Below are 23,309 nucleotides of genomic sequence, written 5' to 3'. Positions count from 1 at the left end.
TTGCAGGCGGCCGCGTCTGTCCTCATCAAGATTCTCGTTTCTCAATTCGTTCTTGATGGAACCGACTTCACCAGCGAGCGCAAATCGAATGTAAGAAACGTCCTTGAATTCCAGCATCACCGGAGTATCCGAGGCTGTACCTGGATATGGTCCAGCCTCGGGATTGGTAGCGTCGCGCAGACCGAAGGCTTCTCTTTCCGCTCTAAGAAAATCATAGAGAAGCTGGTGCTCGTACCAATACAAGTTATCCGCTAGCTCGCTGAATTCGTCGTCGCCAAGAACATGAACACCTCGATCATGCTCATCAAACTGGTGCTTGATATGCGCTATTTCGTGTTCGAGCGCTACACGGATAGCGGCGACTTCCTTCTCAATCAGAACTTCCATTTCCGTCGCAGAGCAATTTGCGGTAGCTGACGGAGCTTAGGGGCCATGGCTTCGGTCGTGCGAAAAACATCGTACAGTTCGGTATACAGCGCTAAATCATTTTGCAGGCGGCGGCGTTTAACTTCATCGAGGTTTTCGTCCTGCAATTCGTTTTTGATACAACCGACTTCGCCACCAAGCGCAAACCGTATATAAGAAACATCCTTAAATTCGAGTATCACCAGAGTATCCGCCGCCGAACCGGGATACGGTTCGGCGTCAGGATTAGCGGCATCTCGGAGACCGAACGCTTCTTTTTCAGCTTTTTGAAATCGATCTACGCGGGACTCATAAAAATATATCCCATCTGCGATTTCACTGAATTCATCGTCACCCAATGTATGGATGCCACGATCATGCTCATCGAGCTGGTGCTTCATATACAAGATTTGATGCTCCATCGCGACACGGATAGCGATGATCTCCTGGAGCTTAAGTTCTTTGACTTCACTCATAACGGTCGGGCATAGCGCTCAAGTAACGCAAGTCTTCGTTGCAGCTCTTTTCTCAATATATCTTCTGCTGGTTGTAATGCGTAATGGGTGAGCCCTCTAAAGGGCTCCAAATCCTTGGCAATTATAATGCCAGGTGGGATAGGTGTTTCACGAGGCAACAGGTACCAGCACTCATTCTTTTTTAACGCAAGCTTCGGATTCGGACCGTCAAACAGTGAGACACCGCCTGACAGGCGCAACGCATACAATAGACCATTTTCTTGATAGGTAATGATTTCATCCGTTTTAGGCCCCATTGTTCCGTCGCGATTCCTTTTTAACATCGGCCGGAAATCTTCATGGTAGCGAATGATTTCAATCGTGGTTTCGTACTTTATTTGCCCCCCTTCCTCTTTTTTAAATACCCCCTTGCGGAAAACAGCATCCACATCAAAATATTCGAGATAAACAACAGGTCGTGCCGTCGCCTGCCGCTTCTGATAACGTGCAATCGCCTGCTCTTTCGTGTTTTGTATTGGCTGATTAACGAATTGCGGAAGACATATTCAGCAAACACATCCGCACCCGAGCCGGTACCGGTTTTGGTGAGCCGTAGCGTGGCGGTTACCCCGGTGCCACAACAAGCGGCCAAGACGATCGACTGCGTGGCACTGTCCATGCGCCGGCCGATCCAAAGGTCGGTGATCTGAACCGTGGTCGACTCGCGGTCGAACCGCGTGCTGCTCGCCGAGGTAATCTTGCGGCGCGTGCCCCAGTTCCAGTAATCGATTGCGATCCATTCGCCACCGGCATGGCCTTGGTCGGCGACGCGGCCTTGGGTGGTGATGCCGTCGAGCTTTGCAAAAATAGACATAGTGGGATCTTCCGTTGATGGTTGTTAAGAAACGCAAGCAAGCGACGGGCATAGAAGAAAGCGGGTGACAAGTCGACCGCCATTCCAAGCGATCGGAAAGGAACAGGCCATCGTTATATTTTCTCCCTGCACGTCCATTGTGTGGCGCACGACGGATGTTATGTGGCGTTATCGCGTGCGCATCGCATTGTCGCGCGGGTTTCAAAAAACGGTCAAGACTGATAGCGCCGGCGGCACTCTAAAACGGCCTGAGGGAGACGTTATCCAGCTCTTTTTTGAGCAATCGCTTGAACAGAGTTGGGCCGATCCAGTTGCAGAGCACCAGCGCCCACCATGCAATCCCGATCGGCGCCGCTAACATACCCTGCCCATGGGCACGGGCATGCCGACATACTCGGGGCTCAGGCGCAACGCTTGTTCGACGTAGCTCGACGCCCGCCCCATATCGCCTTGGTCCAAATAGTTAGGTGTGCCCGAAGATCCGACCCTCAAGCATCGCCTGGCTTACAGCTTTGACGAGTTCAAAAAAAATACACGGTGTAGCGTAGACCTACGTAAAGAACGCCACGTCGGGCGCTCTCTACTACTTAGTAGTGGCATCAGACTTCCGTCATAGAACTCACGCATCGGCGCGAACCCGACGACCCATCTGCTAGTCATAGACAAAGCCTTGGTGATTATTTTTAAGTGCAGGTGAAGCGATATCCCAATCACTCGCGCGGATATCGTAAGCAGCGTTAATTCAGGCGATTCAGGAACGCGATATTTATTCTTATGGGTGTTGCGGAATTCTCTTACTCTCAATGCAAAAATCGTCAGCGATGGCTTTATACTTTCCGCCGACGCCCCCACTCGCGAGACTGCTTCGATGGCTGAATCTGTTTATTTAGGCAAAGGCACGCAACCGGTTTTTCTATTGCCGCGCATGGCGAATCGCCATGGACTCATCAGCGGCGCCACCGGCACCGGCAAGACCGTGACCCTGCAAACCTTGGCCGAAGGTTTTTCGCGCTTGGGCGTTCCGGTGTTCATGGCCGACGTGAAGGGCGATCTTTCGGGCATTAGCCAACCTGGCAGCGATAGTCCGCGCATCGTCGAACGTCTTAAGCAGCTGACACCGGAGAACTACGAGCAACGGGGTTATCCCGTTTGTTATTGGGATGTCTATGGCCAACAAGGTCATCCGGTACGCACCACCATTTCTGAAATGGGACCACTGTTGCTCAGCCGCCTGCTCAATCTCAACGAGACTCAAGCTGGGGTACTAGCGGCGCTGTTTAAGATTGCCGACGACAGCGGCTGGCTGTTGCTCGATCTCAAAGACTTGCGGGCGCTGGTGCAGTACGCCGGCGAGAACGCCAAGAACTTCACCAGCGAATACGGCAACATCTCCACCGCTTCAGTCGGCGCGATTCAACGCGCCCTGCTCAATCTCGAGCAACAAGGCGGCGACCGATTGTTCGGCGAGCCGGCACTGAACCTCGACGATCTCATGCAAACCGACGACGGTCGCGGCACGATTAACCTGCTCGCCGCCGATAAGCTGATGCAATCGCCGAAGGTGTACGCGACGTTATTGTTATGGCTGCTGGCGGAACTGTTCGAGCGCTTACCGGAAGTCGGCGATCGCGACAAACCGAAACTCGTATTCTTTTTCGACGAAGCGCATTTACTGTTCGACGACGCACCGCAAGCATTGCTCGAAAAAGTCGAGCAGGTTGTGCGTCTGATACGCTCGAAAGGCGTCGGCATTTATTTCGTCACGCAAAATCCGCTCGATATCCCGCAGGACATCCTCGGCCAGCTCGGCAATCGCGTGCAGCATGCGTTGCGGGCGTTTACGCCGAAAGACCAGAAAGCCGTGAAGGCGGCGGCAGAAACATTCCGCGCCAATCCGGCATTGAAGGTCGCGGAAGTGATCGGCGAACTCGAAGTCGGTGAGGCGCTGGTATCTACGTTGGACGAGAAAGGCAGTCCGACACCGGTCGAGCGCGCGTTCATTGTGCCGCCGGAGAGCCGCATCGGTCCGGCGACTACCGAAGAGCGACAGACGGTCATCAAAAATTCGGCGTTGTACGGGCACTATGAAAAGCCGGTCGATCGCGAATCGGCCTACGAAGTTTTGAAGGCGCGCGCAGTAGTGTCGACCCAACCGACGAAACCTACTGCGACCGCAGCGACGTCCGGCGGCAGCATCTGGGACGAGATGATGGGCTCACGCCCGAAAAGCGGCGGCCGTTCGCGCGAAGGTATGGCCGAAGCGATGATGAAAAGCGCGGCGCGCTCGATCGGCAGTCAGGTGGGACGCCAAATTATTCGCGGTGTCCTCGGCTCGTTGCTCGGTGGTCGACGCTAGCGGGGTAGCGGCGACATGGACTTCGTTCTTGCCCATCTTTGCTTCTTCGATCCGCAAAATGAGCTTGAACGTAAGCAGTCGCCGCAAGCTGTCGGCGAACCCAAGCGCGAGCAACGCCTGTTCTGCGCTCGCTGTCGTCATCTGATTACGCACGACGATCATCGGGTCGCGATCCACAGCGGTCACACCCACACCTGCACCAACCCGCTCGGCATCACGTTCCACATCGCCTGTTTCCGGCAAGCGCTGGGTTGCAACGTGTTCGGCATACCGACAGCGGCCGATAGTTGGTTCCCCGGATATTTTTGGCGCATCGCCGCCTGCGCAAAATGCGAGGCCCATCTCGGTTGGGAATTTCGATCGATGACAGACGAATTTTACGGCTTGATCGTCGATCGCTTGACGTCCGCTGGCGCGGCCTAGCGAGTTGCTAGCAACAACACGGCAGCGACTAAGCCGCGTTCTTCAATAACAAACGAATATCGTGCTCGATGTCGGCGACGCTGGCGCTACTCTTGAACAACAACCGCAGCTTACCGTTCGCGTCCTTTACCAACACCGCGTCGGAATGTGACACCTGCCCGCCGTGCGCTTCGTAAGCGATCCGATATTCGCGCGCAGCGGCGGCGATTTCGTCCTTGGTGCCGGTCAAGCCGATAAACGATGGATCGAATTTCGGAACGAATGCGGCGAGCTGTTGCGGACTATCGTTAGCGGGATCGACAGTAACGAATAAGACCTGCACCCGTTGCGCGTCGGCACCGAGTTCTTTACGCACGGCGGCCAGTTTTGCCAATGTCGGTGCGCAGACGTCGGGGCAATGAGTGAAGCCGAAGAACAGCAGCGTTACCTTGCCACGAAAATCGGCGGTGGCGACCGGTTTGCCGGTATGCGCGGTTAGGGTCACGTCCTTGCCCCAATCGACGGCGCTGATGTCGGTTCCTTTAAACGCCGGTGCGTCGGCGGTACACGCCGACAAGCAAAGCGCGAATACGCAACCTATGAATCGACTCATGTCAGTACAGCGCGGAATACAACGCTTCGTGGATGGCAACGCGATAGTGATCGATCAACAACAGCGCGAACAGCAGCGACAAGTACTGAATCGAATAACTGAACGTGCGGCGCGACAGCGCGTCGCTGTAGTTGCGATACAAGCGCCAGGCGTAATAAAGGAAACCGATGTTGAGGCCGATGGCGCCGACGAGATATAGCCAGCCGCTCATGTGCGTCGCGAACGGCAACAAGGTGACCGCCGCGAGCAGAATCGTGTAGAACAAAATTTGCAGGCGCGTGAACTCGGGGCCGTGCGTCACCGGCAGCATCGGGATGTTGACCTTGGCGTACTCCTCGCGGCGATAGAGCGCGAGCGCCCAAAAATGCGGCGGCGTCCAGATGAAGATGATCAGGAACAACAACAACGCGTCGCTCGCAACTTCGCCGGTCATCGCGGTCCAGCCGAGCACCGGCGGCGCGGCGCCGGCGGCACCACCGATGACGATGTTCTGCGGCGTCGCGCGTTTGAGATAGAGCGTGTAGACCACGGAGTAACCGATCAGCGAGCAGAAGGTCAACGCCGCGGTCAATGCATTAACGCCGAACCAGAGGATCGCCATCGACACGACGCCGATCAGGCTCGCGAACAGCAACGCTTCGCGCGTCGTCAGCTGGCCGGTCGGCAACGGCCGCGCGCGCGTGCGCGCCATCAGCGCGTCGGCCTTGCGATCGAGAATATGATTGAACGCCGCCGCCGAGCCAGCGGCCAAGCCGATACCGAGAGTGGCATAGATGAATTTCACCAGCGGCAAGAAACCGGGCATCGACAAGAACATGCCGACGACGGCAGTGAACACGATCAACGCGACGACGCGCGGCTTGGTGAGTTCGAAGTATTCGCGCGCCAACAAACGGACGCTACGGGGGCCGGTGGATGAATGCATGGCTGGACGGGCGGATGTTTCGGTTTTCATGAGCGACTAGGCGCGCGAAGCACGTGATAGATCGTCACCAGGGTTAGGAACAATAACGCGGCGGTTGCCGTGTGCGCCACGCCGACCGAAAGTTCCAGGCCGCCGACGGCGCTCATTATCCCAAACGCGACGGCGAACGATAGCATCACGAGTAGCAACAGGCCATAGCGGCAGAGGTTTTCCTGGATGCCGACGCGCAACAGCCGCAGGGCGAACCAGCCCAGATACAGCAGCGCCATGAGGGCGCCGGCGCGGTGCGTCAGCTGGATCGCCGTCGCCGCCGCCAGATCGAGCTCGGTGCGGTCGAACGCCAGCCCTTCCGCCTGCCAGCGCAGCAGACCGCCGGCGAAGTCGGCATCCGGCCAGTACTGGCCCTGGCACATCGGGAAATCCGGACAGGCGAGGCCGGCGTAGTTCGTGGTCGACCAGCTGCCGGAGACGATCGCCAGCAGTGCGATTACCAGCGCGAACAAGGCGCGCCAGCGCAGCTGCCGCGTCATCGGCGTCGGCGTTACCGAACGGAAGATGCGCTGCTGGCGCAGCACCACCCACCACAGCAACGCGACAATCAGCAACCCGCCAAGAAACTTTATCGTCAGCACCAGCGGTTTGGTCTGCAGGTCCATGGTGAACACGCTGACCGCGGTCAAGCCGAAGACCAGCACCAACACCGCCAGCGGGATCACCACCTGCTGCCCCGGCCGATGGCGCAGTTGCCAGCCGAGCACCGCTAGCCGGATCATCATGAGGCCGAGCGCGCCGGCGATGTAGCGCTCGACCATGTCTTGCCACGGGCGCTGTGGGTTCTTGTGGTCGCCGAGCGCCGCCATCGCCACAATCGGCGCTACCGGTTTGGCGGCGCACGCCGGGCCGTCGGGGCAACCGAGCGCGGTGTCCGCCTGGCGCACGTAGGCGCCGAACACGACCGCGGCGAACGCAAAAAACGTCGCGGCACAGGCGAGGCGGAAAAAGCGGGCGGGTTTGCTCTTGCTGAACACGATTGCCTCAACCGAGCTGCGACGTCCGCAACAACAGGCCGATGTCTTTGTTCATACGCCTGAGGTCGGCGTCGGCCGGATAGCTCATCATAAAGTTGCCGATCGGATCGACGACGTACAGGCGATGCAGATTGTCGAGCGGGCTACCGGCCTTGAGCGCGAACTGCATAGCCAATTGCCGCACCGACTCGGTGTCGCCGAGCAGTACCCGCGTCTGCGGATAATCCGCCAGCGTGTAACGCAACGCGTCGAGCGCACGCGCGTCGGTGACGACGAACACGCGCTGTAGCCGATGCGCTTGCTGCCCTTGGGCATCGACCAGTTGCCGCATCTTGTAAAGATTGTCGACGCACGGTTTCAAGCATTCGGCCGATCCGAAATACAACAAGGTCCATTTACCACGCAGGCTGTTGAAGTTGACACTGGTACCGTCGAGCTCGCGCACGGCGACATTGTCGATCGGCCGCGCCGGCTGCACCAACTCGCCGTAGTTTTTCGTCACGCTCGGGCGCCAACCGATGGCGACCAACACGTAGGCGGCGATGAAGCCAGCGAGAAATAACGCGGCGATCGCCAACAACACCCATTTGCCGTTCTTATTCGTCTTCATTCCGTATCCTTGCGTCGCTTGGCGCGTAGCCACAGCACGACATAGACCACCAACACGGTGCTCGCGAGCGCGAACCACTGGACCGCATAACCGAGATGCACGGCGATACCGGCATCGAGCCGTGCCCAGGCGCGCACATAACCGCCGGCCGGACTCCGCGGATCGAGCAGAATCACTACCGGCTGCACCGGAAACGGCACCGAGCGCGCATAGCGCGCGAGATCGAATTGCGGCCAGACTGTCGGCCGCGCGCGCGTCAGCGGCGGCGGCGCGCCGAGCGCCAAACCGTCATGCGGCACGGTCGCAATCCCACTGACCGTCACCGGCCCGGCCGGCGGATCGATCACCGGCAACGTCGCGCGATCGTCGCCGAGCGGCACCCAGCCGCGATTGACCAGCACGCGCGTGTCGCTGTTGTCGATACGCAGCGGTGTGATGACGTGATATCCCGGCATCCCTTGATGGATTCGGTTGTCGAGCAACAGCTGATAGTCGCTCTCGTAAAATCCGCGCGCCTCGATGCGAGAGAACTGCAGCGCCGCCGCCGGTTGCACGGTGCTCGAGACTACCATCGGCGCTTGCACGGCGCGGCGGTCGTATTCCGCCTGGAGCGTGCGTTTCTCATCGGCCCGCTGCAGCTGCCACATGCCGAGCGCTCCGAAAGATGCAATTAATAGGAATGCCACCACCGTCGGCAGCGCTCGCCTTACCGCTATCACCCATCCTCCCGTTCGGCGACCGTCACCGACACATTAACTTATTAGTATAATCGCGCTTCGCCACTGCGCCTGGAGCCGTCGTGCTTATTAAAATCTTCATCGTCCTCATGCTCCTGCTCGTGTTCGTCAGCTTGTTTTCCGCACTTGTCTTATTGTTTCGCAACAAAGGCCAAGGCACCGGCATGGTCAAGGCGCTGACATGGCGCATCGGGCTGTCGCTGACACTGTTTATCCTGCTCATCGCCGGACTCTACTTCGGCATCATTCCGCCCGGAGGGCTTTCGCCGGCGCCGGGTCGCTGAACGCACAGCGCTTTGGAGCACCCCGGTCCAGGTCGCGTCGCTTGCATCGGTAAAATTGCGCCGGGCTATTTCTCTCCGACCAAGGACTCACTACACTAGGCCACGTCAAGGAATAGGCAGGCCACTATGATCATTGCTCTTGCAGTGGTGTTGTTGGTCATCGGCTCAGTGCTGTTTCATTTCCTGAGCCCCTGGTATTTCACGCCGATCGCTTCCAACTGGGGCATGATCGACGACACGGTTAGCCTCACGTTCTGGGTCACCGGCGCGGTATTCGTCGCTGTGAACCTGTTCATGGCCTATGCCGTGGTCCGCTACCGTTACAACAAGGCGCGCCGCGCCGCCTACGAACCCGAAAACAAAAAGCTCGAAGGCTGGCTCACCGGGCTGACTGCCATCGGCGTCGCTGCCATGCTGGCACCCGGGTTATTCGTATGGGGTAAGTACGTCGAGCCACCGGAAGGGATCGCGACGGTCGAGGCCGTCGGCCAACAATGGTACTGGACCTATCGCTTCCCCGGCAAGGACCGCACCTTGGGCGCGGTCGACGCCAAGTTCGTCACCGATACCAATCCCTTCGGCATCAACCCGGACGATCCCAACGGCAAAGACGACGTCCTGATTCCAAACCAGGAATTGCATCTGCCGTTGAACAAACCGGTGAAACTGCTGCTGCGCTCGAAGGACGTGCTGCACAATTTCACGGTGCCGCAGATCCGCGCCAAGATGGATCTGGTCCCAGGCGTGGTTACTTTTTTCTGGTTCACCCCTATCCGTACCGGCCGATTCGACGTGTTGTGCGAGGAACTGTGCGGCATCGCCCATTTCGCCATGCGCGGCAAGGTCGTGGTCGACGAGGACGCGGGGTTTCAATCATGGTTGGCGGCGCAACCGACGTTCGCCCAGACCATGAAGCCGGTGGCGGTCAATTTGGCCGTGGGCCAGCAACTCTACAGCGGCACCTGCCGCGCCTGTCACGGTCCACAGGGCGAAGGTAATCCGAATCTGCATGCACCGAAGCTCGCCGGTCAAGGCGACTGGTACCTGAAACGGCAGCTGCAGAATTTCAAGCTCGGCGCGCGCGGCACGCACGAAAACGACGCCTACGGAAAAACCATGGCGCCAATGGCGGCGACGCTCGCTAACGACGCCGCCATCGACAACGTCGTCGGCTACATCAAAACGCTGCCGGCGCCGCCGGCGGCAACGACTGTCGCCGGCGATGCCGGCAGCGGCGAGCGGCGTTTCCAGACCTGCGCCGCCTGCCACGGCGACGGCGGCGAAGGCGTGCAGGCGCTGAACGCTCCGAGCCTAACCGGCATGAGCGATTGGTATCTGGTCACGCAGTTGAAGAATTTCCGGCAAGGCGTCCGCGGCACGCACGCGCGGGATTCGTTCGGACCACAGATGGTGTCGATGGCGGCGATCCTAACCAACGACCGCGCAATCGCCGATGTCGTCGCCTACATCAATACGCTGGCGGCGAAGGCGAATAACAACAACTCGATGCAAAAAGTGAGCGCACTGAATCCATAGTTAAAGCGTCAAGAGGAAATATCGCGATGGCTTATGTTGCCCATGATGAATCGGCCGTAGTTCCACCGGCCGAGATCGAGGAAGTCGAGCTCTACCATCCGAAAACCTTTATTGGCAAGTACATCTGGAGCCAAGACGCGAAGACCATCGCGATTCAATACTCGATCACGGCGATCGCGATCGGCCTGGTCGGGCTGACGCTGTCGCTGCTGATGCGGCTGCAGCTCGGCTTCCCGCACTACTTCTCGCTTATCGAACCCGGCAATTACCTACAGTTCGTCAGCATGCACGGCATGATCATGGTGGTGTATCTGCTCACCGCGATCTTCCTCGGCGGCTTCGGCAACTACCTGATCCCGCTGATGGTCGGCGCGCGCGACATGGTGTTCCCGTACGTCAACATGGTGAGTTATTGGTTGTATCTGTTGGCGGTGTTGATCCTGGTCGCGAGTTTCTTCGTGCCCGGCGGACCGACCGGCGCCGGCTGGACGCTGTATCCGCCGCAAGCCATTCTGAAAGGCACGCCGGGCGCGAGTTGGGGCATCATCCTCATGCTGGTGTCGCTCGCGGTCTTCATCATCGGCTTCACCATGGGCGGCCTGAACTACGTGGTGACGGTGCTGCAGGGACGCACGCGCGGCATGACGTTGATGCGCCTGCCGCTGACGGTGTGGGGCATTTTCATGGCGACAGTGCTGGCGCTGCTGGCGTTTCCGGCGCTGTTCGTCAGCGCCATCATGATGTTGCTCGATCTCCTGCTTGGCACCAGCTTCTTCATGCCGGCGATCGTCTCCGCCGGCAAACAAGTCAATCACGCCGGCGGCAGCCCGATATTGTTCCAGCACCTGTTCTGGTTTTTCGGCCATCCCGAGGTCTACATCGTTGCGCTGCCGGCGTTCGGCATCGTCTCCGATTTGCTGAGCGTGCACGCGCGCAAGAACATCTTCGGCTATCGCATGATGGTGTGGGCGATCATCGCCATCGGTGGTTTGAGCTTCGTCGTCTGGGCGCATCACATGTACGTCAGCGGCATGAACCCGTACTTCGGATTCTTCTTCGCCACCACCACGTTGATCATCGCGATCCCGACCGCGATCAAGGTCTACAACTGGGTGCTGACGTTGTGGCGCGGCAATATTCATTTCACCGTGCCGATGCTGTTCGCCATCGCCTTCATCTTCACCTTCGTCAACGGCGGCCTGACCGGCCTATTCCTCGGCAACGTCACGGTCGACGTACCGCTGTCGGATACGTACTTCGTGGTCGCCCACTTTCACATGGTGATGGCAGTGTCGCCGGTCCTGGTGGTGTTCGGCGCGATCTATCATTGGTACCCCAAGATCACCGGCCGCATGCTCAACAACACGTTGGGCAAGCTGCACTTCTGGGTCACGTTCCTCGGCACCTACGCGATCTATTACCCGATGCATTACTTGGGCTTCCTCGGTGTACCGCGGCGCTACTACGCCAATGCCGGTACCGAGTTCATTCCGCCGTCGGCGCAATCGCTGAACGCCGCCATCACTATCGCCGCATTGATCGTCGGCGCGGTGCAGCTGGTGTTCCTGTACAACTTGATCACGAGCTACTTCAAGGGCAAACCTTCCGGCAGCAATCCGTGGAATGCGACCACACTCGAATGGCAGACGGCGGAAACGCCGCCGCAACACGGCAATTTCGGCGCGACCTTGCCGGTGGTGTATCGCTGGGCTTATGACTACAGCGTGCCGGGGGCGAAGGAAGACTTCATTCCGCAGAACGTGCCGCCAGGAAAGAACGCGTAACGACATGAACCTCGATGCTTGCTGCTGGGTCCCCTCCCCCTCAGGGGGAGGGACAGGGTGGGGGTGGGTTTCGGCACAGCGCCACAACAAACCCACCCCCACCCCAACCCTCCCCCTGAGGGGGAGGGAGTTACGTGCCACGATGTCAGCGAGCAGAAGGAACGCGACGCCATGAGTCTCTACGGCCAACTGACGGAAAAACCCTGGCTGACAACGCCAGGCTCGGTGGATTATTTGCGCATCGCCACGCCGGGACGCGCGAAGAAAATTGCGTTGCGAATGTTCCTTGCGGTGGTGACGGTGTTGTTCCTGCTGCTGATCACCGCCTACGGCGACCGCATGGCCTACGAAGACTGGCGCCCGGCGCCGCAGCAAAAGCTGCTGTGGGTCAACACGTTCATGTTGGTGCTTGCGAGCGTCGCCCTGCAATGGGCGGTGTTCGCGGTGCGGCGCGCGCGGCTCGATGCCATGCGCGCCGGCCTCATCGCCGGCGGCGTATTCACCGTGATCTTTCTGATCGGTCAGTTCCTCGCCTGGCAGCAACTGCGGGCGCTGACCTTTTTCGACATGGCGAGCCCGGCGATCGCGTTCTTCTACATGATCACCGCGATCCACGGCGTGCATCTGCTCGGCGGACTCGTCGCCTGGGCGCGCGCGCTCCCGAACGCGTGGCGTGACGTTGAGCACTCGCGCATTCGCCAGAGCGTCGAGCTGTGCGCGACGTACTGGCATTTCCTGCTGCTCGTCTGGCTGGTGCTGTTCGGCCTGCTGTTCTCGGGCGACAACCTGCAACTGCTCCTCAAGCTTTGTGGAATTCGATAACGATGAGCGAACATGCGACCCATCAAGCATCGCCCTTCACTCCACCGACGCTGACGCTGAAACCCGGCGTCGAAGGCATCGTCAGCGATTGGTCCTCGGACCAGCGCGCGTTCAAGCAGGTGCCGTGGGGCAAGGTCATGATGTGGATCTTCCTGCTGAGCGACACCTTCGTGTTCAGCACGTTCCTGATCTCGTACATGACCGTGCGCATGTCGACCACGGTGCCGTGGCCGAATCCGAGCGAGGTGTTCGCGCTGACGCTGTTCGGCCACAAGATCCCGTTGATCCTGATCGCGATCATGACGTTCATCCTGATCAGCAGCAGCGGCACCATGGCGATGGCGGTCAACTTCGGTTACCGCAAGGACCGCAAGACCACGTTCATCCTGCTGCTCATCACCGCGCTGTTCGGTGCCACCTTCGTCGGCATGCAGGCGTTCGAGTGGACCAAGCTGATCTTCGAAGAAGGCGTGCGCCCGTGGGGCAACCCGATGGGCGCGGCCCAGTTCGGCTCGGCGTTCTTCATGATCACCGGCTTTCACGGTACTCACGTCACCATCGGCGTGATCTTCCTGATCATCACCGCCGTGAAGGTATGGCGCGGCGACCTGGACCGCGAGCGCCCGGGGTTTCTCACCGGGCGTAAGGGCAATTACGAGATCGTCGAAATCCTCGGGCTGTACTGGCACTTCGTCGATCTCGTTTGGGTATTCATCTTTGCACTCTTCTATCTCTGGTGAAGGTGGCTATGGCACACGCGCAAGGGCAACAACATCCGATCGGCATTTATCTCAAGATCTGGGGACTGCTGTTCGTCCTCAGCGCCTTGTCGTATCTCGTCGATTACTTTCACTTCCAGGGTTACGCACGCTGGACGCTGATTCTCATCTTCATGCTACTGAAAGCCGGCCTGATCGTGGCCGTGTTCATGCACATGATGTGGGAGCGATTGGCGCTGGTGTACGCGATCCTGGTGCCGACGCTGGCGCTGCTGGTGTTCGTCGGCATCGGCGCCGTGGAGGCGGACTACACGTTCTTCACGCGCGGTGTGTTCTTCGGAACGCCATGATATGACACCGAAAAAAAGCTACAAGACGCACCTGACGATCTTCCTTAGCCTCGGCACGGCGCTCGCACTGTTCGTCTATCTGCTGGTCGATCATCACCGCTCGATTCCGGACGCCATCGCCGAGCAACGTCAGCCGCTGCTCGGCGACAACACCACGATGGCCGACCGCATCAAACCCTACGGCGATGTGAACGTCGCTGGCGCGCAGACCGACGCGCCGGTACAAGTCGTCGCCGTCGCCGAGGCCGCGACCAAGCGCGACGGCCAGCAGGTGTACAAAGAGGTTTGCGTGACTTGCCACGGCGCCGGCATCGCCGGCGCGCCGAAGGTCGGTGACAAAACACAGTGGGCCAAGCGCATCGCCAAGGGCAAGGATGCGCTGTACACCAGCGCGCTCAAAGGGAAACAGGGAAGCGCCGGCGTGATGCCGCCCAAGGGTGGGAATCCGGGCTTGAGCGACGCCGAGGTCAAGAGTGCGGTCGACTTCATGACGGCGCAGTCGAAGTAATGCCTCGCGAATTCACCAAACCCCTCTGAAGCTTATCTTTGCGTCTCCCTCTCCCCTTGCGGGAGAGGGAACAAGGGAGAGGGGTAACTTAGTAATTCCCGCGCTCACTTCGTACTCCCCACATCCAACTCCCGCAACACACGAAACCGCGAGCTGATCTCCGCCGGCTCGTACGGCGGCCGGAACACCGCGCGATAGCGCGCTTGCGGATCGAGCAGAAAGACTTCCATGCTGTGAATCACCGGATAGTTTTCCGCGCCGGCGGCATGCGTCGCCTGGAACGACGCGCCTAACTGGCCCGCCAGTTGCCGCAGCTGCGCGTCCACGCCGGTGACGCCGATGAAGCTCGCATCAAACAAGCTCGCGTATTGCGCCAGCTTATCGATGCTGTCGCGATCTGGGTCGACCGATACGAAGATGAATTGAACGTCAGCATCGCCGCCCTGCTTGGCCAAGTCGGCGCGAACCTGCGCCAGCGCCGCCAACGTGGTCGGGCACGCGTCCATGCAATGGCTGAAACCGAAAAATACGAACGACCACTTGCCGGTGAAATTTTTCAGGGTGAACGGCCGCCGTTGATGGTCGACGAGCGTGAAGTCGGTCAGCGGCTTGGGAGTGGGCAAGACGGTAACGACGCGGTCGGGCAGCAAAACCGCGCGCGCATTATTTTCTTGGTAGGTGATGCCTAACCAGACACCGGCGGCCGCGGCCGTCAGGGCGACGGCCGCGAGGGTGAGGCTGAATTTTACCGATTTGTTCAGACCGATCCGTCAGATCCAGTAGATGAAGATAAACAGGAACAACCACACCACGTCGACGAAGTGCCAATACCACGCGACCGCTTCGAAGCCGAAATGACTGTTCGGACGGAAATGCCCCTTGAGCGCGCGTCCGAGGATCACCATCAACATGATCGTGCCCATCGTCACATGAAACCCGTGGAAGCCGGTCAGCAGGTAGAACAACGAGCCGTAAATGCCGGTCTTGAGCGTGAGCCCGAGCTCGAGGTAGGCGTGCGCATACTCGAACGACTGTAAGCAGATGAACGAGATGCCGAGCGCAACTGTCAGGAACAAACCCGTAATCAGCTGTGCGCGATTCCCTTTATACAAGCCCCAATGCGCCCACGTGAGCGTGGCGCCGGAAGTCAGCAGAATCAGCGTATTGAGCGCCGGGATACCCAAGGCGGCCATCGGCGTGAATTGGTTGTCGCCCGGCAGTGTGCCGGTGGGGAGCACTTCCGGACCCTTCGGCCCGGCGGTTGGCCAAGTAGCGTCATAACCGGGCCACAGCAGGTCATCGGCACCAATCCAATTGACCGAGAATGCGCGCGCGTAGTACAGCGCGCCGAAGAAAGCGGCGAAGAACATCACTTCCGAGAAGATGAACCAGGACATGCCCCAACGGAATGAACGATCGACCTGGTCGTTATACAGACCGCCTTCGCTCTCGCGGATGACGTCGCCGAACCAGCGGACCATCATGAGCACGATCACCGCCAAGCCAGCCAGAAGAACCCAACCGCCCGGACGGATGGTGTTGATCGTCAGAACCGCGCCGATCGCTGTAATGAACAGACCGAACGAAGTTATGAGCGGCCAGGCGCTCTGGTTGGGCACGTAATACTTACCGTGTGCAGCTGCCATTGGGGTATCCCCTTTCAAGATGTTTTTAAAATCTAGCCGTTGTCGCCCGCCGAAACGTGGTCATCATGCGAATGACCTTGCTCCGGAGCGGCGCTGCCGCCGTACTTCGTTGCCGACTTTTTGTCGACGTTGAAGAACGCGTACGACAGCGTAATCGTATTCACATCGTTCGCGAGCGCCGGCTGAACCACAAAACGCACCGGCATCTCGCGCACCTCACCCGCCTTCAGCGTCTGCCGAGTGAAGCAAAAGCATTCGATTTTTTTAAAGTGCGGTCCGGCTCGTGCCGGTGCCACACTCGGAATCGCCTGCCCCGTAATCGTTTCGTTGGTCGTGTTGCGCACGTAGTAGCGGACCGTCAACGTCTCGCCCGGGTGCGCCTCGATGCGCTTTACCAGCGGCCGAAACTCCCACGGTAAGCCGTCGGTGACGTTGCCGGTAAATTCGATCGTGATCGTCCGCCGGCTGTCGACCGGACCGACCGCCTGCTGCTCTATGCGACCGGTCTTGCCGCCGATTCCGACCGCCCGACAGATCTGATCGTAGAACGACGACAGCACATAACCGAACGCAAACATGCCGACGGCAGTCAATGCGAGCTTGATGGCGGTCCGCCGATTAGCCGTTGCCGGAGCGTTCGCGCTCATTGCCAAAATCTAACAAACGCGGCGATATAAAACGCCAACGCGATCGCGCCGACAATCAGGGCGGTGACGGCAATACGCCGGCGTCTTTTAACCGAATCGATCATCGCCCGTGCGTCACTGTCATCAGCGCCCGCGTTATTCGCTACTTCACTACCGGCGCGGTCGTGAAGCTGTGGTACGGCGGCGGCGACGACAGCGTCCACTCCAAACCGTGCGCACCTTCCCACACTTGGTTCGTCGCCTTCTTGCCGCCGCGGATCGTCTTAATCACGAGCACCACGAACAACAGTTGCGAGAAGCCGAGCAGGAACGCGCCGACCGTGGCCCACTGATTGAAATCGGTGAACATCACGTTGTAGTCCGGGATACGGCGCGGCATGCCGGCCAATCCCAAGAAGTGCATCGGGAAGAACGTGAGGTTCATGCCGATGACGGTCAACCAGAAGTGGGTCTTGCCGAGCGTCTCGTTGTACATGTGGCCGGTCCACTTCGGCAACCAGTAGTAAGCGCCGGAGAAGATCGCGAGCACCGCGCCGGTAACGAGCACGTAATGGAAGTGCGCGACCACGAAGTACGTGTCTTGATATTGGAAGTCGGCCGGCACGATCGACAACATTAAGCCCGACAAACCGCCGATGGTGAACAGGAACACGAACGCGATCGAGAACAGCATCGGCGTTTCGAAGCTGAGCGATCCGCGCCACATGGTCGAAACCCAATTGAAAATCTTCACACCGGTCGGCACCGCAATCAGCATGGTGGCGAACATGAAGAACAGTTCGCCCGTCATCGGCATGCCGACGGTGAACATGTGGTGCGCCCAGACGATGTGCGACAGGAACGCGATCGACGCGGTGGCGTACACCATCGACGCGTAGCCGAACAACGGCTTGCGCGAGAACGTCGGGATTACCTGCGACACCAGACCGAATGCCGGCAGGATCAGGATGTACACCTCAGGGTGCCCGAAGAACCAGAACACGTGCTGGAACAGCACCGGGTCACCGCCGCCGGCGGCATTGAAAAAACTGGTACCGAAATGGCGGTCGGTCAACAGCATGGTGACCGCGCCGGCCAACACCGGCATCGCGCTGATCAGCAGGAACGCGGTGATGAGCCAAGTCCAGACGAACAGCGGCATCTTCATCAGCGTCATGCCGGGTGCGCGCATGTTCAAGACCGTGGCGATGACGTTGATCGCGCCAAGCACCGACGAGATTCCCATCATGTGGATCGACAGGATCGCCATGTCGGTACCGATGCCGCCCTGCATCGACAGCGGCGGATACATGGTCCAGCCGCCGGCGGGGGCGCCACCTTGGCTCTGGAACAGCAGCGACGACAGCAACAGCGTGAACGCGAACGGCAAGATCCAGAACGACCAGTTGTTCATACGCGGCAGCGCCATGTCCGGGCCGCCGATCATCATCGGCAACTGCCAGTTGGCAAAGCCGACGAACGCCGGCATGACGGCGCCGAAGATCATGACCAGCGCGTGCATGCTGGTCATTTGGTTAAAAAAGTGCGGATTGGTAACTTGCAGGCCGGGCTGGAACAGCTCGGCGCGGATGACCAACGCCATCGCGCCACCCACGAAGAACATGAACAGCGAGAACAGCAAGTACATCGTGCCGATGTCTTTGTGGTTGGTGGTGAACAGCCACCGGCCAATGCCGGTTGGATGATGATCGTTGTGATGTGCCGCTGCGGATGCCATTGCTAATCTCCTCTCTACCCATCTACCAATTCTGTTAGCGCGCCGCCTTCACTTGGGAAGGCTGGACGACGTCGCCGGTCGTATTACCGAAGCTGTTGCGTTCGTAAGTAACGACGGCGGCGATGTCGGCGTCGTTCATCTGCGCGCCGAACGCCTGCATTGCCGTACCCGGCCGGCCGTTGAGTACGGTCTTGATGTGGTCGGCGAGCGGACCGGTGACGGTCTTGCTACCCGCAAGCTTCGGGAACGGACCGATGCCCTCGCCGTTCGCGCCATGGCAGGCGCCGCAGGTTTGGAATACCTGCTTACCTTTGGCCATCAGCTCTTCTTTAGTCCATACCTTATTGACGTCGTTCGCGGCAGCGGCGGCTTGCTGCTTCTGCGCCACCACCCACTTGTCGAACTCTTCTTGGCTGACGGCCTGCACCACGATCGGCATAAAGCCGTGGTCTTTGCCGCACAACTCGGCGCACTGGCCGCGATAAATACCGGGCTCGTCGATTTTGGTCCAGGCTTCGTTGATAAAGCCGGGGATGGCATCGGTCTTTATGGCGAGCTGCGGCACCCACCAAGAATGGATGACGTCGTTGCCGGTCATGAGCAGACGGACTTTCTTACCGACCGGCAATACGATCGGCTGGTCGACTTCGAGCAAATAGGTCCGGCTCTTGTCGGCCTTGTTCTCGATCTGCTCGCGCGGGGTGGAGAGTGTGCTGAAGAAACCGACGTCTTGGTCGAGGTAGTCGTAACGCCACTTCCACTGATAACCGGTGATCTTCACCGACATATCGGCCTTGCTGGTATCGCTCATTTTCAGCAGCGTCGCCGTCGACGGAATCGCCATGCCGACCAGGATCAGAAACGGGACCACGGTCCATAGGACTTCGAGCTTGACGTTATCGTGAAACGTCGCCGGCTTATAACCGCGGCTCTTGCGATGGACGATGATGGAATAGAACATGAACGCGAACACAACCATGCCGACCACGGCGCAGATCACGAAAATGAGGTTATGCAACTCGAGGACTTTATGCGCGATCGACGTGACCGGACGCTGGAAGTTGAGACCGTAATCGGCCGCCGCCAGCCCCGACACGAGCGCCAGCCCGATGCCGAGAATCAGGCGCGCGCCCAACGACCGGACGCCGACACGGCTTTGGCTACGAACAACGCACATGCTTGTCTCCCAAAAATTAGAATCGAAAACGGATCCGGAACCGGGCGCGCCTCAGGGCTGCAACACCTTCCGTAACTGCTCTGCCAAGACTAGTCGATCGCCTTCATTAATATATTCGGCCAGGCTCACAAACCTGCCGTGCGACCCGATCTGCAACCGCGAAGGGCGGTGCTCGTCTTGGCTGCGGTCCAGGGCGACACGCGCCCAATACCGCGGAAAATCATCGTGCGATTCCCTGCCGCCGATTCGCCGGATCAATCGTACGCGCTCGGCGTCGATAACCACTTGCTCGGCATCGTCGAGATGGCGATACAGCCAGGCGCATAACGCACCAATAACGACAACCTCGAGCCCGGCAAACAGCAAGACCATCCATGCTCCTGCCAACGTAAACCCAACCCCAACCGTCAGCACTATCGCCGCCGACGCCACGAATAACCCAACGATACCGGTTGCCGGCAAAGAGCGATTCGGGCGCACGACAAAACGGATCGTGTCGCTGTCGCGCCTCTCCCTGCTCGACCTACTGCGCCTATCACTCATGGGGGCAGAACCAGAAATGCCTGCGTGTACCGACAGTTAAGCAAGGCATCTTTCGCCGACCGCGCGCCGCAAGGGTTCACCTTGACGCGATCACCTTTCGATCGGGGCAAGGCGGGGAACGGCACGCTCCCCCGATTTTGGGGCGCGCGAAAATTATCACACGCCATAGGGTGCTGCAACGGGTGACGCGGGCAGCTAGGGGCGCTGCAGTCGCTGCCGACGATGGAGTGTAGAGCAATAACATCGAGATTTAATCAGGGCAAAATCGGGGCGATAAGTTGCGCGTGGGCTCGATTCCTTTAATAGTAATAGTTTGTAAACGCGTGAGGATTAGATAACCGCCATCACCTCACCGCGTCTTCAAGGCTAAGGAACCAATTGACCCGTAATTTGCCAGCGATTCAGTGAATTGAACCCGTCAACCAGCCCCTTAGCGACTTCTCGCAACACGTCGATGACGTCTTCCTTAGTGGTCGCTGGGCTGTTGGCTTCGGTAACGAGAAGGACTGACGCGCGATATTTCGCGACACCCCGTAGTGCCGCTACTTAACCCCGGCGGCACTTTTCGACAGCGGGCCGCTTTCTATGGTTTCGCAGGGATGAAACTGCAAACCTGTCAGTTTGTGAGCCGCTACAAGCTCCTTCAGGAATTCACCCTTTACATATATTCTGTTGTACATCTTTGAAATGACAAACACTCGGTTATTGGGAATGTTCTGTTCAACAAAAACCGGGCGCGTGAGGATGCGTTTCCCGGTAGAAAGCGTCATGTAGTGGCTTTTATCGAAATCCACAACGCTATCCAAATCATTCAGGGTGTTGAAAAGGTACCACGAATTAGGCTCTTCTCCGTTCACGTCAATCGGCAAGTACTCAACATCATCGCCAAGAACGGGTGCCAAGATTTTTTTTGCCTTGTCGTTTATTACAATGTCCGCGCCCGCACCAATTGCAAGAATAAAATCATTGATGATTAGATCGTCGCGCTTTTTCTTTTTGTTCAAAAACCATTTGAATTGAATCGGCGTCCAATTTTCTTTTGGGCGGCCTTTAAATCTCTGACGGTCGTCGCCGGTCTCGATCTCATTGGCAAAAACCAGATCACCTTCCGATTCGCTGTCTGATGCAGTCTCAAGTAAATATATCGTCATTGCCGAATTTCCCCGAATCGTCATTACCCGTTCCGGATGGCGCTCGGCGAGCATTCGGGCTACGCGATGCGCTTCGATCCAAGTCTCGGCATTCAATATCGTATCAAAATCATGAATGATGGCCCGATTCATCGATGCTACCTGTGCGCGCGGATCTCGCACGACGTTGAGGAATTGCATCTCCGGGAATAGCCTTAATAACTCTTCTCACCGCATCAAGGAGGTAAACAGCCACGTTACGATAAAAAGTTGGGGAGCGAAGTATTCTTGGCGCCCCCTCATCATGCTGTTACTAACCTGCCGCACTTTTTGGCAATGTGCCACCTTCTACAGTTTCGGCGACATGGAAAAGCAAACCTGTTAACTTGTGGGTCGCTACGAGACTTTTTAAAGACTCGCCTTTGATTACTGCCCGGTGATACGCGTACGGATACACAAATATTCGATCATTCGGGATGTTGTTCTCGACAAAAACAGGGCGGGTTAATACTCGTTTTCCCGTAGAAAGTTCGGTGTAGTGGCTTTTCTCTGCAGATACTGCATTGTCAATTCTGTGAACCACGTTGAGCAAATACCACGCCTCGGACTCTTCTCCAACTAGCTTGATCGGCAAAAATTCTGCGTCGCTACCTAGTGCCGGCTCCAATACTTTCCGAGCTTTTTCGTTTAACGCGATGTTTACGAATGTACCGAAGACTAGAACGAAATCATTAACGACTAGGTTTTTGCGCTTTTGATTCTTGTTTAGAAACCATTGGAACTGCATCGGCTTCCAGTTTTCCTTCATATGGCCGGTCGCCACATGCGCCTCTTCGCCTGGTGCATTTTCATGGGCAAAAACTAGCGCGCCTAACTTCTTGTCGTTAGTCGTGGTGCTAAGTTGGTAAACTGTCATGTGCTTACCCCTGCTGTTCTATCGGATCGCGGAGAACGAATCAAAGGGTCAGTATCGTTGAAAAGCGCGCCACCGCCGATTGCATGCATCGATTGTTACCCGAACATGATCGATGATGCGTTAATTTATCGATTCAACAATTCTGACACCTTGGTCCGGCGTGAAAATAAGTTGATCATTTTTTTCTGTGTGAGGGTAAAAAAATTGGGGCGCGCGAGATGTTCGTGACGCCCCGTAGTGTGTTGTTACTTAACCGGCGGCACTCTTCGGCAACAAATTGTTCTCTACGGATTCGCAAGTCTGGAAATTCAAGCCCCTAAGATTGTGAGCCGCTACAAGCTCCTTCAAGAACTCTCCCTTTACCATCGGCTCAATGTAAGTTTTTGGATAAACAAATACTCGGTTGTCCGGAATATTCCGTTCGATGAACACAGGGCGTCGTAGCAAGCGCTTTCCTGTGGAAAGTTCCATGTAATGGCTTTTCTCAAGATCCACCGCGTTATCAACTCGGTGAATGATATTGAGAAGATACCAAGACTCGGATTCTTCACCGACTACCCGAATCGGGAGATATTCCGCATCTGCTCCTAAAGCCAGCTCTAATATTCGTTTGGCTTTCTCGTTCAGGGCAATATCGACACCAGCACCCGTGACCAAAACAAAGTCATTGATGACGAGGTTTTTGCGCTTCTGATTTTCCTCCAAACACCACTCAAACTGGACCGGTTTCCAGGCTGTTTTCGACTGCCCTTTAAACCGAGAATCTCGTGCGTCTTCGTCACGGACGAAGACGAGATCGCCGTGTTTTTCGTCATCAGTGACTGCGTCAAGTAGATAAATTGTCATGTCGTCATCTCCGCTCTGCTAACCTTTCGCAGTTATCCGAGTACGTATTGGGAACGTTCCTTCTTGCAGTTCTTTCGCGACGTTTTGCAACAGAGCGATAACATCATCTCGGGTAGTTTCCTGGATTTCCACTACCTGCTGTTAGTGGCGGTCCAAATCCGCGCCTAAATGCTGGCAAGCGCCTGAGCGAATTCGTCGGAAACAGAAACCGGCACGAGGTATTTTCCTAGAACGGTGGATCCGACAGGGGCGCCGCCGTCGTCGCAACGCGTTCTTGTT

Annotated in this window: 26 protein-coding genes and 1 pseudogene; 9 read left to right on the top strand and 18 right to left on the bottom strand. The window is 57.8% G+C overall.

Going from position 1 to position 23,309, the window contains the following annotated elements; genetic code table 11:
- The 4 genes from HY308_07285 to HY308_07270 form a co-directional block, all read right to left on the bottom strand.
- Window positions 1-387: hypothetical protein (locus HY308_07285; GenBank protein ID MBI3898084.1), on the bottom strand; the 387-nt coding region annotated here is incomplete at its 3' end.
- Window positions 375-881 carry a hypothetical protein gene (locus HY308_07280; GenBank protein MBI3898083.1) on the bottom strand — a complete coding sequence of 169 codons (507 nt, stop codon included), beginning with the start codon at window positions 879-881 and terminating at the stop codon, window positions 375-377. The genes HY308_07280 and HY308_07285, both read right to left, overlap by 13 nt.
- A complete protein-coding gene (locus HY308_07275; GenBank protein MBI3898082.1) occupies window positions 878-1,309 on the bottom strand; it encodes a hypothetical protein in 432 nt (143 codons plus the stop codon). The genes HY308_07280 and HY308_07275 overlap by 4 nt, the downstream gene beginning before the upstream one ends.
- Entirely contained in the window at window positions 1,255-1,734 is a 480-nt protein-coding gene (locus tag HY308_07270) for a type VI secretion system tube protein Hcp (GenBank protein ID MBI3898081.1), read from the bottom strand. Before HY308_07270 ends, HY308_07275 begins: the two co-directional genes overlap by 55 nt.
- An 868-nt stretch (window positions 1,735-2,602) precedes the next feature.
- On the opposite strand from HY308_07270, the gene HY308_07265 reads away from it, so the two are divergent.
- Together HY308_07265 and HY308_07260 are read left to right on the top strand one after the other, a co-directional pair.
- Window positions 2,603-4,090, top strand: coding sequence for a DUF853 family protein (locus tag HY308_07265; GenBank protein ID MBI3898080.1), 1,488 nt, complete (start codon window positions 2,603-2,605; stop codon window positions 4,088-4,090).
- A gap of 15 nt (window positions 4,091-4,105) precedes the next feature.
- Entirely contained in the window at window positions 4,106-4,513 is a 408-nt protein-coding gene (locus HY308_07260; protein MBI3898079.1) for a hypothetical protein, read from the top strand.
- A 28-nt stretch (window positions 4,514-4,541) separates the two neighbouring features.
- Here HY308_07260 and HY308_07255 read toward each other — a convergent pair whose 3' ends face one another.
- The 5 genes from HY308_07255 to HY308_07235 are packed head-to-tail and all read right to left on the bottom strand — an operon-like array spanning window position 4,542 to window position 8,315.
- Entirely contained in the window at window positions 4,542-5,105 is a 564-nt protein-coding gene (locus HY308_07255; protein MBI3898078.1) for an SCO family protein, read from the bottom strand.
- Between the two features lies 1 nt (window position 5,106).
- On the bottom strand, window positions 5,107-6,030 hold the full coding sequence (locus HY308_07250) for a protoheme IX farnesyltransferase (GenBank protein MBI3898077.1): 924 nt from the start codon (window positions 6,028-6,030) through the stop codon (window positions 5,107-5,109).
- A 26-nt stretch (window positions 6,031-6,056) separates the two neighbouring features.
- Window positions 6,057-7,058, bottom strand: coding sequence for a COX15/CtaA family protein (locus HY308_07245; protein ID MBI3898076.1), 1,002 nt, complete (start codon window positions 7,056-7,058; stop codon window positions 6,057-6,059).
- Between the two features lie 7 nt (window positions 7,059-7,065).
- A complete protein-coding gene (locus HY308_07240) occupies window positions 7,066-7,668 on the bottom strand; it encodes an SCO family protein (GenBank protein ID MBI3898075.1) in 603 nt (200 codons plus the stop codon).
- Entirely contained in the window at window positions 7,665-8,315 is a 651-nt protein-coding gene (locus HY308_07235) for an SURF1 family protein (GenBank protein ID MBI3898074.1), read from the bottom strand. The genes HY308_07240 and HY308_07235 overlap by 4 nt, the downstream gene beginning before the upstream one ends.
- A 152-nt stretch (window positions 8,316-8,467) precedes the next feature.
- On the opposite strand from HY308_07235, the gene HY308_07230 reads away from it, so the two are divergent.
- From HY308_07230 to HY308_07200, 7 genes are all read left to right on the top strand, one after another.
- Window positions 8,468-8,689: a twin transmembrane helix small protein gene (locus HY308_07230; GenBank protein MBI3898073.1), complete on the top strand. Its 222-nt coding sequence runs from the start codon at window positions 8,468-8,470 to the stop codon at window positions 8,687-8,689.
- A 126-nt stretch (window positions 8,690-8,815) separates the two neighbouring features.
- Entirely contained in the window at window positions 8,816-10,225 is a 1,410-nt protein-coding gene (locus HY308_07225; protein MBI3898072.1) for a c-type cytochrome, read from the top strand.
- Between the two features lie 26 nt (window positions 10,226-10,251).
- Window positions 10,252-12,009, top strand: coding sequence for a cbb3-type cytochrome c oxidase subunit I (locus tag HY308_07220; GenBank protein MBI3898071.1), 1,758 nt, complete (start codon window positions 10,252-10,254; stop codon window positions 12,007-12,009).
- 171 nt (window positions 12,010-12,180) lie between these two features.
- The gene (locus tag HY308_07215; protein ID MBI3898070.1) at window positions 12,181-12,831 is read left to right on the top strand and encodes a cytochrome c oxidase subunit 3; all 651 of its coding nucleotides are present in this window, start codon (window positions 12,181-12,183) and stop codon (window positions 12,829-12,831) included.
- Between the two features lie 2 nt (window positions 12,832-12,833).
- Window positions 12,834-13,571 (top strand): cytochrome c oxidase subunit 3, encoded by a 738-nt coding sequence (locus HY308_07210; protein MBI3898069.1) that lies wholly within the window; start codon window positions 12,834-12,836, stop codon window positions 13,569-13,571.
- An 8-nt stretch (window positions 13,572-13,579) separates the two neighbouring features.
- Entirely contained in the window at window positions 13,580-13,900 is a 321-nt protein-coding gene (locus HY308_07205; GenBank protein MBI3898068.1) for a cytochrome C oxidase subunit IV family protein, read from the top strand.
- A 1-nt stretch (window position 13,901) separates the two neighbouring features.
- Window positions 13,902-14,408, top strand: coding sequence for a cytochrome c5 family protein (locus tag HY308_07200; GenBank protein ID MBI3898067.1), 507 nt, complete (start codon window positions 13,902-13,904; stop codon window positions 14,406-14,408).
- A gap of 104 nt (window positions 14,409-14,512) precedes the next feature.
- Here the strand turns inward: HY308_07200 and HY308_07195 are convergent, their stop codons facing one another.
- The 9 genes and pseudogenes from HY308_07195 to HY308_07155 form a co-directional block, all read right to left on the bottom strand.
- Window positions 14,513-15,058: an SCO family protein gene (locus HY308_07195; protein MBI3898066.1), complete on the bottom strand. Its 546-nt coding sequence runs from the start codon at window positions 15,056-15,058 to the stop codon at window positions 14,513-14,515.
- Between the two features lie 120 nt (window positions 15,059-15,178).
- Window positions 15,179-16,054, bottom strand: coding sequence for a cytochrome c oxidase subunit 3 (locus HY308_07190; protein ID MBI3898065.1), 876 nt, complete (start codon window positions 16,052-16,054; stop codon window positions 15,179-15,181).
- A gap of 32 nt (window positions 16,055-16,086) precedes the next feature.
- Window positions 16,087-16,701: a cytochrome c oxidase assembly protein gene (locus tag HY308_07185; GenBank protein MBI3898064.1), complete on the bottom strand. Its 615-nt coding sequence runs from the start codon at window positions 16,699-16,701 to the stop codon at window positions 16,087-16,089.
- 142 nt (window positions 16,702-16,843) lie between these two features.
- Window positions 16,844-18,418, bottom strand: a complete 1,575-nt coding sequence (ctaD, locus tag HY308_07180) for a cytochrome c oxidase subunit I (protein ID MBI3898063.1) — start codon at window positions 18,416-18,418, stop codon at window positions 16,844-16,846.
- Between the two features lie 34 nt (window positions 18,419-18,452).
- Window positions 18,453-19,595: a cytochrome c oxidase subunit II gene (gene coxB, locus HY308_07175; protein MBI3898062.1), complete on the bottom strand. Its 1,143-nt coding sequence runs from the start codon at window positions 19,593-19,595 to the stop codon at window positions 18,453-18,455.
- A 51-nt stretch (window positions 19,596-19,646) separates the two neighbouring features.
- Window positions 19,647-20,075, bottom strand: a complete 429-nt coding sequence (locus tag HY308_07170; protein ID MBI3898061.1) for a DUF2244 domain-containing protein — start codon at window positions 20,073-20,075, stop codon at window positions 19,647-19,649.
- Window positions 20,076-21,301: 1,226 nt separating this feature from the next.
- Window positions 21,302-21,496: pseudogene (locus tag HY308_07165) on the bottom strand (sulfotransferase).
- An 85-nt stretch (window positions 21,497-21,581) separates the two neighbouring features.
- Window positions 21,582-22,184 (bottom strand): hypothetical protein, encoded by a 603-nt coding sequence (locus HY308_07160; protein ID MBI3898060.1) that lies wholly within the window; start codon window positions 22,182-22,184, stop codon window positions 21,582-21,584.
- 249 nt (window positions 22,185-22,433) lie between these two features.
- Window positions 22,434-23,030, bottom strand: coding sequence for a hypothetical protein (locus HY308_07155; protein ID MBI3898059.1), 597 nt, complete (start codon window positions 23,028-23,030; stop codon window positions 22,434-22,436).
- Between the last annotated feature and the right edge of the window lie 279 nt (window positions 23,031-23,309).

The organism is Gammaproteobacteria bacterium (genome assembly GCA_016199745.1).
In the GTDB taxonomy this organism is placed as follows: Bacteria; Pseudomonadota; Gammaproteobacteria; order Acidiferrobacterales; family Sulfurifustaceae; genus JACQFZ01.
This window is presented reverse-complemented; position numbering and strand designations above follow the sequence as displayed.